The sequence below is a fragment of the Pseudomonas sp. S3_C06 genome (genome assembly GCF_054667675.1).
In genome coordinates, this window is the sequence record NZ_CP162747.1 from 2,725,574 (window position 1) to 2,741,068 (window position 15,495).

Annotated in this window: 12 protein-coding genes; 7 read left to right on the top strand and 5 right to left on the bottom strand. The window is 59.2% G+C overall.

Annotated features, from left to right (window positions below; all coding sequences use genetic code 11):
* Positions 1-104 precede the first annotated feature (104 nt).
* The 3 genes from AB4N44_RS11910 to AB4N44_RS11920 all read right to left on the bottom strand — a co-directional run bounded on the left by AB4N44_RS11910 (position 105) and on the right by AB4N44_RS11920 (position 1,672).
* Positions 105-524, bottom strand: coding sequence for a hypothetical protein (locus tag AB4N44_RS11910; protein ID WP_038362864.1), 420 nt, complete (start codon positions 522-524; stop codon positions 105-107).
* Complete coding sequence (locus AB4N44_RS11915; RefSeq protein WP_150750468.1) at positions 487-1,116, bottom strand: nucleotidyltransferase domain-containing protein; 630 nt, start codon at positions 1,114-1,116, stop codon at positions 487-489. The genes AB4N44_RS11910 and AB4N44_RS11915 overlap by 38 nt, the downstream gene beginning before the upstream one ends.
* A gap of 193 nt (positions 1,117-1,309) precedes the next feature.
* Positions 1,310-1,672, bottom strand: a complete 363-nt coding sequence (locus AB4N44_RS11920) for a DUF6124 family protein (RefSeq protein WP_150750469.1) — start codon at positions 1,670-1,672, stop codon at positions 1,310-1,312.
* A 1,177-nt stretch (positions 1,673-2,849) separates the two neighbouring features.
* Here AB4N44_RS11920 and AB4N44_RS11925 point away from each other — a divergent pair.
* From AB4N44_RS11925 to AB4N44_RS11955, 7 genes are all read left to right on the top strand, one after another.
* A complete protein-coding gene (locus tag AB4N44_RS11925; protein ID WP_460108831.1) occupies positions 2,850-4,010 on the top strand; it encodes an efflux RND transporter periplasmic adaptor subunit in 1,161 nt (386 codons plus the stop codon).
* The gene (locus AB4N44_RS11930) at positions 4,007-7,108 is read left to right on the top strand and encodes a multidrug efflux RND transporter permease subunit (protein ID WP_150750471.1); all 3,102 of its coding nucleotides are present in this window, start codon (positions 4,007-4,009) and stop codon (positions 7,106-7,108) included. The genes AB4N44_RS11925 and AB4N44_RS11930 overlap by 4 nt, the downstream gene beginning before the upstream one ends.
* A 9-nt stretch (positions 7,109-7,117) precedes the next feature.
* Positions 7,118-7,795 (top strand): heavy metal response regulator transcription factor, encoded by a 678-nt coding sequence (locus tag AB4N44_RS11935; RefSeq protein WP_007916978.1) that lies wholly within the window; start codon positions 7,118-7,120, stop codon positions 7,793-7,795.
* Positions 7,785-9,149 carry a heavy metal sensor histidine kinase gene (locus tag AB4N44_RS11940; RefSeq protein WP_460108830.1) on the top strand — a complete coding sequence of 455 codons (1,365 nt, stop codon included), beginning with the start codon at positions 7,785-7,787 and terminating at the stop codon, positions 9,147-9,149. The genes AB4N44_RS11935 and AB4N44_RS11940 overlap by 11 nt, the downstream gene beginning before the upstream one ends.
* A 403-nt stretch (positions 9,150-9,552) precedes the next feature.
* A complete protein-coding gene (locus tag AB4N44_RS11945; protein ID WP_460108828.1) occupies positions 9,553-9,774 on the top strand; it encodes a hypothetical protein in 222 nt (73 codons plus the stop codon).
* Positions 9,775-9,971: 197 nt separating this feature from the next.
* A complete protein-coding gene (locus AB4N44_RS11950) occupies positions 9,972-11,288 on the top strand; it encodes an OprD family porin (protein WP_460108826.1) in 1,317 nt (438 codons plus the stop codon).
* 212 nt (positions 11,289-11,500) lie between these two features.
* Positions 11,501-13,009: a sensor domain-containing diguanylate cyclase gene (locus tag AB4N44_RS11955; protein ID WP_460108825.1), complete on the top strand. Its 1,509-nt coding sequence runs from the start codon at positions 11,501-11,503 to the stop codon at positions 13,007-13,009.
* 176 nt (positions 13,010-13,185) lie between these two features.
* Here AB4N44_RS11955 and lpxC read toward each other — a convergent pair whose 3' ends face one another.
* Both lpxC and ftsZ read right to left on the bottom strand, forming a co-directional pair.
* Positions 13,186-14,097 (bottom strand): UDP-3-O-acyl-N-acetylglucosamine deacetylase, encoded by a 912-nt coding sequence (gene lpxC / locus AB4N44_RS11960; protein WP_007916984.1) that lies wholly within the window; start codon positions 14,095-14,097, stop codon positions 13,186-13,188.
* A 112-nt stretch (positions 14,098-14,209) separates the two neighbouring features.
* On the bottom strand, positions 14,210-15,406 hold the full coding sequence (ftsZ, locus tag AB4N44_RS11965) for a cell division protein FtsZ (RefSeq protein ID WP_007916986.1): 1,197 nt from the start codon (positions 15,404-15,406) through the stop codon (positions 14,210-14,212).
* Positions 15,407-15,495 lie beyond the last annotated feature (89 nt).

A 15,495-nucleotide genomic window follows, 5' to 3' on the forward strand; every position in this document is an offset into this window, starting at 1 on the left:
CCCAGAGAGATTTGGGCCGCGCGCAGCCTGAGCCATACAAGCTGTATCCGCTCATAGAGGCGGATCTTTAAGAGATTAGTCAGGATCGCAAGCCGTACCGGATGTCAGTTCATTCGTTGCTGGACGTTACTCAACAATTGCGAGGCGCTTTCCAACAACTGCGCCAGAAGCGCGTCATCCTCATCCATATACCCTTCGTATTCCGCGAGATTGCGCCGCTCATGACACAACGCGAACAATCGCACCTGAACCTTGCTGATATGCGCCGTATGCACCAGACACTGAAAGACCAGATAGCGTTTATCCGATCGATAGCCACTCAATCGAAGCGCCGTCAGCGCCAACGCGTGCGCTGCGTTATAAGCCAAGTCGAAACGGCTGGAAAAAGACAACGTAGAAGTTTGCGCATCCTTGAGCCGATCCACGGCCGAGCGCATCAAGCCCTCGCACTCCTTGCGATCCGGCGGCTCCGCTTTCAGCCCACCGCTACGTAGAAGATTCTCCAGACTCTCGTTGCTGCCCATCCTTGGACTCCAAAGGGTTTGCCCCTAACAGATCGATTTTTTCCTGCTGCACCACCCGCACGACAAAGCTGTTGTGCGCAGCCAGTTTCGCCGCCCAGTCTTGCGGGGTGTAAAGCGTCGGGTTGATGGGACGACCCAATTGCTCCTCCATGGGCATGAGCCGTTCCATGACGTCACTGTAGTGCAGGCCTTCGCCGATCAGCATGAGATCAATGTCACTGAGTGTGTTTGCTGTGTCCTTGGCGATGGAGCCATAGACAAACGCCCAGGTGATCTGCTCGGTAAATGGCTGCAATGCCTGACGCAGAGGCTCGGCGATACCAAACGTCTTGCGGGCGATACCCAGTAGTTCGGCATAGATGGGACAGGTGGGATTGGCCTGGTAATGGTTCTGATTGCCCACCCTTGTCATGCGCAACACGCCGGCTCGCTGCAGACGGTCGAGTTCACGCATGAGACTGCCTTTGCCAACACACGCCCAGCGCGCGATCTCATTGGCATAGAAAGTCTGGTCAGGCTTACCGAACAGCAGACCCAACACTTTTTGTTGAGTGGTGGTAAACAGCGCTTCGCTTAGAGAGATAGTTTCCACTGTGAAGGCCAAAGAGTCCCAAAAAGGGAACGATAGGTCCCTTTTTGGGACTTATCAACCTTGAGAATATTTCCAGAGACAGCGGCCACAGACCAATCGCCATCGCGAACAGGCTCACACCTACATTTGGAGTGCGATCCCCTTGTAGAAGCGAGCCTGCTCGCGAAGAACGATGACGCGGTGTTCGAACGAATTAAGTCTGCGGATCAACCCGATCCAGCGCCCGGTTTACCGCCAGCTCGGCGAGCATGACGATCTGCTGGATCGCCAGCGCCGTACTGCGCTGCGGGCGACTGAGCTGATCAGCCAGATCAGCGGCCATGACATTGGCTGAAGCCAGTGATTCGCAGGCGTGGGCCAGCAGGCTTTCGGTGTCGATGTTCGGGTGGATGAGGAACATCGTACTGGGCTGACGCGGTTTGACCGGTTCGGGGCAGAGGTAGAAATCGAGAGCGCGCTTGATGGCTTCGCGGGTTTTGATCTGGTCGTCGGCGCGGATGGCGTCTTCGAGTGGGGTGGTGGGATCGATGGGTGGATCGGGTACGGGCTTAGTCATTTACTCAGTCCTCACTGATTGGAGCCAACAATTACCGTTTCTCACGCGGCGAATTGGGTGGCAGCTACGTACGGGGTGAGAAACCGGGCAAGGACCAGTACAACCTCCGGCCGGACCGAAGTCCGCCCGTACATAGCCGCCATAAAAATGTAGGCAGCAATCAGCTGGCGCCGATTATGACGGTACTGGTATTGGAATAATACTTAGCCCGGGTTCTCACACCCGATCACCGAGTTTTCGGCGACAGCCAAAGACTAGAGAGCGCACGTCCGACGGACAACCTGAAAACATTGTGGGAAGGTTCTGGTTATTTGACACAAATTTAAACAGCCAAAAGCCAACCCTCACCCTAGCCCTCTCCCAGAGGGAGAGGGGACTGATCGGGGTGTTTGGCAGAGCTACGCCGACGTGCGATACCGTGTTGAACTCAGGTTTTGAAACAGATCAAAAGCCCCTCACCCTAGCCCTCTCCCGGAGGGAGAGGGGACTGATCGTGGTGTTTGGGAGAGCTACGCCGACGTGCGATACCGTGTTGAACTCAGGTTTTGAAACAGATCAAAAGCCCCTCACCCTAGCCCTCTCCCGGAGGGAGAGGGGACTGATCGTGGTGTTTGGGAGAGCTACGCCGACGTGCGATACCGCGTTGAACTCAGATTCTGAAAAGCTCACAAATCGGCTCCCTCTCCCTCGGGAGAGGGCTGGGGTGAGGGGCAGCCCCACCACAGAATCAAAGCCCAGCACGCTGTGCTCCTCACCACTCAACAGGATGAGCGTTAGCTCGGCTGCAGCTCTTGATCTGTAAGGCGACGTCGGAAGGCTGAGTGGAGGGATTGATCCGGGCGTGGGAGCGCAGCGACCGTTTGGCGAAGCCAAACACAGCGAGAGGAGGTGCAGCGAAGCAAACCGTAGGCGCTGCGCCCGGATCGATCCCGCAGCGAAGGAACCCCGAGCCCCAGCGAGCGGGCCGCACGCAGGAGCAAGCCTTTTTGGTTACTTTTTCGGCGTCTGGAAAAAGTGACCCGCCGTAAGGGCGGAACCCTAAGCCGCCGTTACCGCAGCAACGGATATGCACCCAACGAAACTGACAGCGCTGACAGCTAGCCGTCACCCTACTGACCCGCAGACAGGTTTATAAAGACAACAACCCTGCCCAAACTCCGTCCGGCGCCCACCCCGCATGCGAATCCAAAAGAACAAAGCCCTGCTCGCCACCCTATTGATCGTCCTCGCAGGCGCAGGTCTGTGGTACGCCCTGAAACCCGCCCCGACCAAACTCGCCACGCCCACCGCCATCCCCGTGCGAGTCATAGCGGTCAGCGAAAAAGACGTCCCCCGCTACACCAGCGGCATCGGCTCCGTACTCTCATTACACAGCGTCGTAGTGCGCCCACAAATAGACGGCACCCTCACCAAAATCCTCGTCAAAGAAGGCCAACTCGTCAAAACAGGCGACCTGCTGGCCACCATCGACGACCGCTCCATCCGCGCCAGCCTCGACCAGGCCCGCGCCCAACTGGGCGAAAGCCAGGCGCAACTGCAAGTCGCCCTGGTCAACCTCAAACGCTACAAACTGCTCACCGTCGACGACGGCATCTCGAAACAGACCTACGACCAGCAACAAGCCTTGGTCAACCAACTCAAAGCCACCGCCCAAGGCAACCAGGCGTCGATTGACGCGGCGCAGGTACAACTTTCCTACACACAGATCCGCTCCCCGGTCACCGGCCGCGTCGGTATTCGCACAGTCGACGAAGGCAACTTCCTGCGCATGACCGACACCACCGGCCTGTTCACCGTCACCCAGATCGACCCGATCGCCGTCGAATTCTCCCTGCCGCAGCAAATGCTGCCGACCCTGCAAGGCCTGATCACCGATCCGCAGCGCGCATCAGTCAAGGCCTACATCGGCGCCGACACCGACGGCGAAACCGGCAACCTGCTCGGCGAAGGGCATCTGACCCTGATCGACAACCAGGTCAACGCCAACACTGGCACCATCCGCGCCAAGGCCGAATTCGCCAACGCCAGCCAGAAGCTCTGGCCCGGTCTGCTGGTCACGGTAAAAATTCAGACAGCCCTCGACAAAGATGCGCTGGTCGTCCCGCCGACAGTCGTACAACGCGGTCTCGACCAACACTTCGTTTACCGGGTGAACGGCGACAAGGTCGAAGCCGTGCAAGTGCAGATGGTTTATCAAGGCAGCGGCCAGGACATCATCAAAGGCGTGAAGGCCGGTGACGTGCTGGTCACCGATGGCCAGTCGCGGCTTAAACCGGGCTCCACGGTGCAAGTCATGACCGAACCGGCGCAGGTGGTGCAAGCGGAGCCGAAACCATGAAGGCGCACAAAGGCGTCTCCACGTGGTGCATCGATCACCCGGTCGCGACGATTCTGCTGACCATCGCGCTGGTGCTGGTCGGCGCGATTGCCTTCCCGCGCCTGCCAATCGCCCCACTGCCGGAAGCGGAATTTCCGACGATTCAGGTTTCCGCGCAGTTGCCCGGCGCCAGCCCCGACACCATGGCCTCGTCCGTGGCCACGCCGCTGGAGGTGCAATTCAGCGCCATCCCCGGCATGACCCAGATGACCTCCAGCAGTGCCTTGGGCTCCAGCCTTTTGACCCTGCAGTTCACCCTCGATAAAAGCATCGACACCGCCGCGCAGGAAGTCCAGGCGGCGATCAACACCGCCGCCGGCAAACTGCCCAAGGACATGCCGACGCTGCCAACGTGGAAGAAGGTCAACCCGGCCGACAGCCCGGTGCTGATCCTCAGCGTCAGCTCGACGCAGATGCCCGGCACCGAACTCAGCGACCTGGTGGAAACCCTGCTCTCGCGTCAGATCAGCCAGATCGACGGCGTAGGCCAAATCAACATCACCGGTCAGCAACGTCCGGCGATCCGCGTACAAGCCTCGGCGGACAAACTCGCGGCGATCGGCCTGACCCTCGCCGACATCCGACTGGCGATCCAGCAGACCAGCCTCAACCTCGCCAAAGGTGCGCTGTACGGCGAATCGAGCATTTCCACACTGTCGACCAACGACCAGTTGTTCCATCCCGAGGACTACAGCCAGCTCATCGTTTCCTACAAGGATGGCGCCCCGGTTCACCTGCGCGATGTCGCCAAAGTCGTCAACGGTTCGGAAGATGCCTACGTGCAAGCGTGGGCCGGTGACCAACCCGGTGTGAACCTGGTGATCTCGCGCCAGCCCGGCGCCAACATCGTTGAAACCGTGGACCGTATTCAAGCCGCCCTGCCCGGCCTCGAAGCGATGCTGCCGGCGTCGGTGCAGGTGAAGACCTTGATCGACCGCACCCAGACCATTCGTGCCTCGCTGCATGAAGTCGAGATCACCCTGTTGATCGCGATCCTGCTGGTGGTCGCGGTGATGGCGCTGTTCTTGCGCCAATTGTCGGCAACCCTGATTGTTTCGGCCGTTCTCGGCGTGTCGCTGATCGCCAGTTTCGCCCTGATGTACCTCCTCGGTTTCAGCCTGAACAACCTGACGCTGGTGGCGATCGTCGTCGCGGTCGGCTTCGTCGTCGACGACGCGATTGTGGTGGTGGAAAACATCCACCGCCATCTGGAGGCCGGCGACGACATGCGCAAAGCGGCGATCAAGGGCGCCGGCGAGATTGGCTTTACCGTGGTCTCGATCAGTTTCTCGCTGGTGGCGGCATTCATTCCGCTGCTGTTCATGGGCGGTGTGGTCGGGCGACTGTTCAAGGAATTCGCCCTGACCGCGACCTCGACCATCATGATTTCCGTGGTGGTGTCGCTGACCCTCGCGCCGACGCTGGCGGCGCTGTTCATGCGCAAACCGGTGCACCACGCCCACACAAAACCGGGCTTCAGCGAACGTTTGCTCGGCTGGTACGAGAAAGGTCTGCGTCGCGCCCTCGCCCATCAGAAATTGATGATTGGCGTGTTCGGTCTGTCGCTGGCGCTGGCCATCGGCGGTTACATCTTTATCCCCAAAGGTTTCTTCCCGGTGCAGGACACCGGTTTCGTCCTCGGCACCACTGAAGCAGCTGCGGATATTTCCTACGGCGACATGGTGAAAAAACACTTGGCCATGGCCGAAATCGTCGCCGCCGACCCGGCGGTGCAGGCGTTTTCCCACTCGGTGGGTGTCTCCGGCAGTAACCAGACCATCGCCAACGGCCGCTTCTGGATCGCCCTGAAAAAACGCGGCGACCGCGACGTCAGCGCCAGCCAGTTTATCGACCGCATCCGCCCACAGCTGATGAAAGTCCCCGGCATCGTTCTCTATCTGCGCGCAGGGCAAGACATCAACCTCAGCTCTGGCCCGAGCCGTGCGCAGTACCAATACGTGCTGAAGAGTAACGACGGCGCGACCCTCGCCACATGGACGCAACGCCTCACCGAAAAACTGCGCAGCAACCCGGCGTTCCGCGACATTTCCAACGACCTGCAACTGGGCGGCAGCATCACCCATATCAGCATCGACCGCAGCGCCGCCGCCCGTTTCGGCCTGACCGCCAGCGATGTTGACGAGGCGTTGTACGACGCCTTCGGCCAGCGGCAGATCAACGAATTCCAGACTCAGGTCAATCAGTACAACGTGATTCTGGAGCTGGACACCAAACAACGCGGCAAGGCCGAAAGCCTCAACTATTTCTACCTGCGTTCGCCACTGAGTGGCGAGATGGTGCCGCTGTCGGCGCTGGCCAAATTCGACGCGCCGACCATTGGCCCGTTGTCGATTGCCCACGACGGGATGTTCCCGGCGGCCAACCTGTCGTTCAACCTGGCGCCCGGCGTGGCGTTGGGTGATGCGGTGATTCTGCTCAATCAGGCCAAGGCCGAGATCGGCATGCCGACAGCGATCAGCGGCAATTTCCAGGGTGCAGCGCAGGCGTTCCAGAGTTCGCTGGCCAGTCAGCCGTGGCTGATTCTCGCGGCACTGGTGGCGGTGTACATCATTCTTGGCGTGCTTTATGAAAGCTTCGTACATCCGCTGACGATCATTTCGACGTTGCCGGCGGCGGGTTTGGGTGCGGTGATCATGCTGTGGATCTGCGGTCAGGACTTTTCGATCATGGCCTTGATCGGCCTGGTGTTGCTGATCGGTATCGTCAAGAAGAACGGCATCCTGATGATCGACTTCGCGCTCGAAGCGCAGCGCCACCGAGGCCTGTCGCCGCAGGATGCGATTTTCGAAGCATGCATCACGCGGTTCCGGCCGATCATCATGACCACCCTCGCCGCCCTGCTTGGCGCGCTGCCGCTGATGCTCGGTTACGGCACCGGCGCCGAACTGCGCCAACCGCTGGGCATCGCGGTGGTGGGCGGTTTGCTGGTCAGCCAGATGCTGACGTTGTTTACCACTCCAGTCATATACTTGTGGCTTGAGCGGCTGTTCCACCGGCCCAAACCGATGCCCTCGCCGGCATTGGCGACCACAGACTGAGGCAGGGTCATGCGCGTTCTGATTATCGAAGACGAGGAAAAAACCGCGGACTATCTGCACCGCGGTCTGACGGAACAGGGTTACACCGTGGATCTGGCTCGCGACGGCGTCGAAGGCCTGCATCTGGCGCTGGAAAGCGACTACGCGGTGATCGTCCTCGACGTCATGCTGCCGGGCCTCGATGGCTTCGGCGTGCTGCGCGCATTGCGTGCGCGCAAGCAAACCCCAGTGATCATGCTCACCGCCCGCGAGCGCGTCGAAGACCGCATCAAAGGCCTGCGCGACGGTGCCGACGATTACCTCGGCAAACCGTTTTCCTTCCTTGAACTGGTCGCGCGCCTGCAAGCGCTGACCCGTCGCAGCGGCGGCCATGAACCGGTGCAAGTGAGCATTGCCGACCTGTGGATAGATCTGATCAGCCGCAAGGCCACTCGCGCCGGCACACGCTTGGATCTGACCGCTAAAGAGTTCTCGTTGTTGAGCGTGTTGGCCCGCCGGCAAGGTGAAATCCTTTCGAAAACCGCGATTGCCGAGATGGTCTGGGACATCAATTTCGACAGTGACGCCAACGTCGTCGAAGTGGCAATCAAACGCCTGCGCGCCAAGCTCGACGGGCCGTTCGACGAGAAACTGCTGCACACCATTCGCGGTATGGGTTATGTGCTGGAGAGCCGTGGTGTCCAGTAATTCCATTGCCCTGCGCCTGAGCGGCATGTTCACCTTGGTGGCGCTGCTGGTGTTTCTGTTGATCGGCGGCGCGCTGTATCAGCAGGTCGACAAAGGCCTGGGATTACTGCCGGAAGCCGAGCTGGATGCGCGTTACAGCGTGCTCGAATCGGCGCTCAATCGCTTCGGTACGCCCGAGCACTGGGTGAAGATAAACGCCAAGTTGAAGCTGCTCGGCGAAGAGGACAAACGTATTCGGTTCTGGGTGGTGAGTGGTGATCCGGGTTACGAATATGGTCAGCCGGACGCCGCGATTCGCGCCTTCGCCCAAGGCCCGTTGGGCATGCATGACCTGCAGTTGGCTGACCATCCTTATCCGCTGAAAGTGTTGCTGACCGAGCTGCCGGCCAAGGATCAGCGCCCGCCGCTGCGCTTCATGATCGGCATTGATACCGAGACGTTTCATGAGACTCAGCACAATTTGCTGATCGCGCTGATCGGGCTGGCGATTGTCGGTGTACTGATGGCTTCTGCACTGGGTTATTGGGTTGCCCGAATTGGTTTGAAGCCGTTGATCAAACTGTCCCACGAGGCTCAGCGATTGGCGCCACCACTACGCGCCGGGCGCTTGCGTTTGTCACCGCTGCCACCGGAGCTGGAGCAGTTTGTCGACTCATTCAACTCGACGCTGGAACGGGTCGAGCAGGCCTACTCGCGGCTGGAATCGTTCAACGCCGATGTCGCCCACGAGTTGCGCTCGCCGCTGACCAATCTGATCGGGCAGACGCAGGTGGCGCTGACTCGCGGGCGCTCAGCCGAACACTATTTCGAGGTGCTGCAATCCAATCTTGAAGAGCTGGAACGGCTGCGTTCAATCATCAATGACATGTTGTTTCTGGCCAGTGCCGATCAGGGCAACAAGGCGACCAAACTCACGTCCACTTCGCTGGCGGATGAGGTGGCGACGACGCTGGAATATCTGGATTTCATTCTTGAAGACGCACAGGTTGAAGTGCAGGTCAGCGGTGATGCGCTGGTGCAGATCGAGGTCGCGCATCTGCGTCGGGCGTTGATCAATCTGTTGAGCAACGCGGTTCAGCACACCGGCGCGGGTCAGGTGATCGAGGTGCGGATTGAGGTTGAAGAGCATCAGGTGAGTATTGGTGTGGCCAACCCCGGCTCGCCGATTGCCAGTGAGCATTTGCCACGGTTGTTCGAGCGCTTTTATCGGGTTGATGCGTCGCGTAGCAACAGTGGCAATAACCATGGGTTGGGGCTGGCGATCGTCAAGGCGATTGCGCTGATGCATGGCGGGGATGTGTTTGTGCGCAGTGATCGGGGGATGAATACGTTCGGGATTTATTTGCCGGTCTGAAAAGCCCCTCACCCTAACCCTCTCCCGGAGGGAGAGGGGACTGATTGGGGGATGCTGCAAATGTGCACCGACCTGATCTTGATTCACCGAATCCATAATCGACTCGATCTTCCAGGTCGATGTACAACGCCAGACACCTCGGTCAGCTCCCTCTCCCTCCGGGAGAGGGTTGGGGTGAGGGGCTTTTGACTGACATTGAAATATCGAGTCGAACTCAGGCTTTGAAAAGCCCCCAATCTGCTCCCTGTCCCCCTTGCCCCATTGGGGGAGAGGGCTGGGGTGAGGGGGTGATTTTTGCTCTTGCTGTAACAGTCATTTATGAAAATCACGCTGTTTCCCAACGCCCGGCAACCTTATCTTTGCCCGCACCAAACAGCACTCGCCAAGCGAGAAGGTTTTCAAGATGTCCAACAGTATGGGTATTGCCAGCGCGTTCGTTTTGTCCTCATTGATCCTGTCGCCGATGGCGATGGCTGAAGAATCGCAGTCGTTCGTGGCGCATAATGTCGCTCGCGCTCAGGCATTCGATCAGCATCAGGCCGAAGTGATGGCCAAGGCTCAGGACGCCTCGCAAGCCCCGCAGGCTGCCACTTCCCAGGCTCAAGCAAGCGAGACAGACAGCTGAGCCGCGCACCGCGCCAACGTTTCCCTCGACGCGGTTGTTTGGCTCTTCCCGTTCAACCGTCGTCATTCCAGGCCGCTGCCTTTCAGCGGCCTTTTTTCGTTGTGGTCTGAAAGCCGTTTGGTTCGTCTGTAACAACAAGAAACATCGAGCGCCTCAAAATATAGAGGCGCCAGTTGACCCAAGGAGCTCCATTGCACGTGCGTTACCCAGTCCGCTTCACCCCGCTGTTCATTGCAATTGCCGCAACGATTGCCCCTGCCGCTCACGCTGACGAGCCTGCCAAACAAGGCTTTGTCGAGGGTTCGAGCCTCAACCTCAACGCCCGCAACTACTACATGAATCGCAACCGCTTGCAGAAAGCGGACGACAACATCGAGTGGGGCCAGGGGTTTCTCGGGATTTTCAAGTCGGGTTACACCGAAGGCACGGTCGGTTTCGGCGTTGATGCCCACGCCATGCTCGGGTTGAAGCTGGATGGCGGTGGCGGCACGGACGGTTCGAGCATCCTGCCGGTCAGGGAGAGCGGCGGCAAAGCGCCGGGGGCTTTTTCCACAGCAGGTGGCACGCTGAAAATGCGCGCGTTCGATACCGAATTGAAGGCCGGTGATCTGTTCCTCACCAACCCGGTAATTGCCGGCGGTGAAACGCGCATGCTGCCGCAGACCTTTCGGGGTGTGAGCCTGACCAACCACAGCTTCGATGGCTGGTTGATTGAAGGCGGCCAGGCCAGTTTCACCAAGCCTTACAACCAGAGTGGCCACACGCGCATCGGCACTTCCTACGGGACATTGGCCGATGGCGACGAGAGCCAGCACCTGAACTGGGCCGGTGTGGCCTGGAGCGGCGTCGAAGGTCTGACCAGCAGCCTCTACGCTTCCGAGCTGAAGGACATCTGGAACCAGTACTACTACGACCTCGACTACACGTGGCAGTTGAATGATCTGGTCAGCCTCAACCCGGGCGTGCATTTCTATCACACGCAAGACACCGGCGATGCGCTGCTGGGCAATATCGACAACAACACCTACAGCGTGCATTTCACCGTTGGCGTCGGTAATCACAGCGTTACTGCCGCGTATCAGCGGGTCAACGGCAACACGCCGTTCGACTACATCAGCCAGGGCGACAGCGTTTACCTCGACAACTCCCAGCAGTATTCCGACTTCAACGGCCCGAACGAGCGCTCGTGGAAGCTCAAATACGCCTACGACTTCGCCGGTGTCGGCGTACCGGGGCTGACCTCGGCAGTCTCCTATTCGCGCGGTACGGTGGACCTGACCAAGGTGGATCCGAACAGCAAAGGCTATTCCAACTGGTACAGCGCCGACGGCCGCAACGCCAAGCACTGGGAGCGCGATCTCGATTTGCAGTACGTTGTGCAGAGCGGCCAGGCCAAAGATCTGGCGGTGCACCTGCAATGGGCGACCAACCGTGGCGGCAACGGTTACGGCGCGATTGATTCGGATACAGATGAATACCGCGTCATCATCGACTACCCGATCAACGTCTTCTAAGATCGGCGCCATAACACCGTCTTGAATTCAGTGATGCCCGCCCTGTGGGAGCGAGCCTGCTCGCGAAAGCGGTCTACCATTCGACATCCAGGTTGAATGACACTGCGCTTTCGCGAGCAGGCTCGCTCCCACATTGGGAATGGTTTCTGGTTTTGGCAGCAGTGTTTGTGCAACTACTCTTATAAGACTTCCCCCCAACCGACAGCCCAATCATGATCGCGAGCCGTACCCCACCCGTTGCGGGCAAGACCGGACGCCCCGAGCTGCTGCTGATCTGCGGCAGTTCGCTGACCGTGATCGCGATTCTGTGCATCGTCACGTTCCTGCTGATCCGCGAGCACGCCAACGCTCAGGAATCGGCGACCCGCAGCGCCACCACCATCGCGCAACTGATCGACGCCGATGTGCTGCGCACGGTCGAGCTGTATGACTTGACGTTGCAAGGCCTGATCGCCGCCGCCCAGCGGGATGACCTGCAGGATGTCTCGCCGCAGATCCGTCATCTGGCGCTGTTCGACCGCTCCACCACGGCGCGCTTCAAGGGCGACATTCTGTTGCTCGACAAACACGGCGATGTGGTCGCCGACTCTTCGCGGGTCGAGCCGAAACCGGGCAACTTTGCCGACCGCGATTATTTCCTCGCCCACGCGTTCAATCGCGATGTCGGCATGTTTATCAGCCGCCCGTTCAAGACCCGTTGCGACTGCGATGAAGCCAATCAGTGGCGCATCAGCTTCAGCCGACGGATTTCCTCGGACACCGGTGAGTTCGCCGGTGTGGCCGTGGCGTCGATGAAACTCGACTACTTCGATCGGTTGTTCAACAGCCTCGACATCGGTAAAGACAGCACGTTGAACATCATCGACAACGACGGCGTCCTGCTGGCGCAAAAGCCCTATTTGCAAAGCGACTCCATCGGCAAAAGCTTCGGCAACCGGCCCAACGTCATACGGATACTGCGCGACAGGAGTGGCAATGGCAGTTTCAACAGCGTTTCGAGCATCGACCATCAACAACGTCTCTATACCTATTCGCGGGTTGGCAATCTGCCGTTGATCGTGATGGTCGCGCTATCCAGCGACGAGGTGTTCGGCACGTGGCGTCGTACCGCCCTGTTGATCAGCGGCGCCACGGGGGTGTTGTGCGTGGGGTTGCTGTGGCTGACCTGGCTGCTGGCCCGCGAGTTGCGCCGACGTCAGCGCGCCGAGCACGAACTGGCGCAATTGGCCGCCACCGACGCGCTGACGGGGGTGGCCAACCGGCGAATGCTCGATCAAGCACTGCGTCACGAATGGTTCCGCGCCCAGCGCTCGGGCAAAGCGATGTCGGTGATGATGATCGATGCCGATCACTTCAAGGCCTTCAATGACCGGCATGGACATCAGGCTGGAGATCAGGCGCTGAAGACGCTGGCCCGTGTCATCACTGAAAATGTGCGGCGACCGGCGGATCTGGTTGCGCGTTATGGCGGAGAGGAGTTTTCGGTGATTCTCGCCGAGACTGACGGTCATGGCGCGCAGCAGATTGCCGAGCATATTCGCCAATCGGTGGAGCAGTTGCCGTTGGTAGACGGGGCCGAGCGGCCGATGACGGTGAGCATTGGCATCGCCACATGGACGGCGGCGAGTGAGATGACGCTGGAGCAGTTGCTGTTTGCGGCGGACAAGGCGTTGTATCAGGCCAAGGAAGGTGGGCGTAATCGGGTGGTGGTGGCTTCCTGATAGATGTAGTGGCTTCACCGGCCCTATCGCGAGCAGGCTCACTCCTACAGGGGAATGCATTTCAAATGTAGGAGTGAGCCTGCTCGCGATGGGGCCGGCCCAGGCAACACAAAAACCACAGGCATAAAAAAAGGCCATCCGGGGATGGCCTTCAAAAAACTAGAGAGGTTTTTTACTTACACTGCCGCAACCGGGCGCATGTAAGAGATTGGTGCGGTGCTGGCGTCTTCGAACGTCACCACTTCCCAGGCATCTGTCTGCTCAATCAACTTGCGCAGCAGCTGGTTGTTCAGTGCGTGGCCGGACTTGAAGCCCTTGAACTCACCAATCAGGCTGTTACCCAGCAGATACAGGTCGCCAATGGCATCGAGGATCTTGTGCTTCACGAATTCGTCTTCATAGCGAAGGCCGTCTTCGTTCAACACGCCATCGGCATCGACCACGATTGCGTTTTCAACGCTGCCGCCGAGTGCGAGGTTGTGCTTGCGCAGGTACTCGATATCACTCATGAAACCAAAGGTACGGGCGCGGCTGACTTCTTTTACGAACGAAGTGCTGGAAAAATCCACGCTTGCACTTTGGGTGCGGTCCCGGAATACCGGGTGATCGAAATCGATCTCGAAGCTCACCTTGAACCCTTCGAAAGGGACGAAAGTGGCGCGCTTGTCGCCGTCTTCCACTGTCACTTCACGCAGGATGCGGATGAATTTCTTGGCGGCGTCCTGTTCTTCCAGGCCTGCCGATTGAATCAGGAATACGAAGGGTCCAGCGCTGCCATCCATGATCGGGACTTCGGACGCGGAGAGCTCGACGTAGGCGTTATCGATGCCCAGGCCAGCCATGGCCGAGAGCAAGTGCTCTACCGTGTCCACTTTCACGTCGCCGTTAATCAGCGTCGTCGACATAGTGGTTTCACCGACGTTTTCCGCGCGGGCAGGAATCTGCACCACAGGGTCGAGGTCAGCGCGACAAAACACAATGCCAGTGTCGACAGGCGCAGGCTTGAGGGTCAGATAGACCTTCTCACCGGAGTGCAGGCCTACACCTGTGGCACGGATAATATTTTTCAGTGTGCGTTGTTTAATCATGGCTTGGGCCGCTTCAGCGCAAATTGCGAACTGGTATCAACAAAGGCTGGCGATGATAGCAGACCATGCCTTTGCTGAACACCAATCACCTTCATAGCCCTGATACATTCCATCAATCGGCCTGACGACGCAGGAAAGCCGGGATGTCCAGGTAGTCCAGATCATCTTGCGGATTCATCTTCGCGGCAGCCGCAGCACCGGCCTGAGCCTGGTTGCGCATGACGGTCGGACGGTCCAGATCACGGTAGTTGACCGCTGGCGCTTCCTGACGGGCCGCAGCCGGTTGTTGCACCTGGGCGGAAGCCATGGAGGTGTGAACGGTGTTGTCGATGACCTTTACAGGCTTCTCGATTTTCGCGCCCAGACCGGTGGCAACCACAGTCACGTGCAGCTCGTCGCGCATGTCCGGATCGATAACGGTACCGACCTTGACCATGGCGTGCTCGGAAGCGAAGGCTTCGATGATGCTACCCACGTCGGAGTACTCACCCAGAGACAGGTCAGGACCGGCGGTGATGTTCACCAGGATGCCGCGTGCGCCTTGCAGGTTCACGTCTTCCAGCAACGGGTTGCGGATCGCCGCTTCAGTGGCTTCACGTGCACGGTTCGGACCGCTGGCGCAGCCAGTGCCCATCATCGCCATGCCCATTTCGCTCATCACGGTGCGCACGTCAGCGAAGTCGACGTTGATCATGCCCGGACGCTTGATGATGTCGGAGATACCGCGAACGGCACCGGCCAGTACATCGTCAGCCTTGGCGAAAGCCGACAAGAGGCTTGCGTCTTTACCGAGGATGGTCAGCAGCTTCTCGTTAGGAATGGTGATCAACGAGTCGACGCTTTCCGAGAGCATGCGGATGCCTTCATCGGCGATCTGCATACGCTTGCGGCCTTCGAACGGGAACGGACGCGTTACGACAGCAACGGTCAGAATGCCCATTTCCTTGGCCACTTCGGCGATGATCGGCGCAGCACCGGTACCGGTACCGCCGCCCATGCCAGTGGTGATGAACACCATGTTGGTGCCCTGCAGGACTTCGGCAATGCGCTCACGGTCTTCGAGAGCGGCCTGACGACCTACTTCAGGGTTGGCGCCGGCGCCCAGACCTTTGGTCACGCCGGTGCCCAGTTGCAGAATGGTGCGCGCGCCGATGTTTTTCAGCGCTTGAGCATCAGTGTTGGCGCAGATGAACTCAACGCCTTCGATGTTGCTCTTGACCATGTGATTGACAGCGTTGCCGCCGCCACCGCCAACACCGATAACTTTGATTACCGGGCTTGCGGGGATGTTGTCTACGAGTTCGAACATTTTCCCTCTCCTTACATTCTCTAGTTTTTTCGCCTACTGCATTTTTGTCGCGGTGCATCTACTGCTACTGCTTGCCGCTCGAAGCTTGA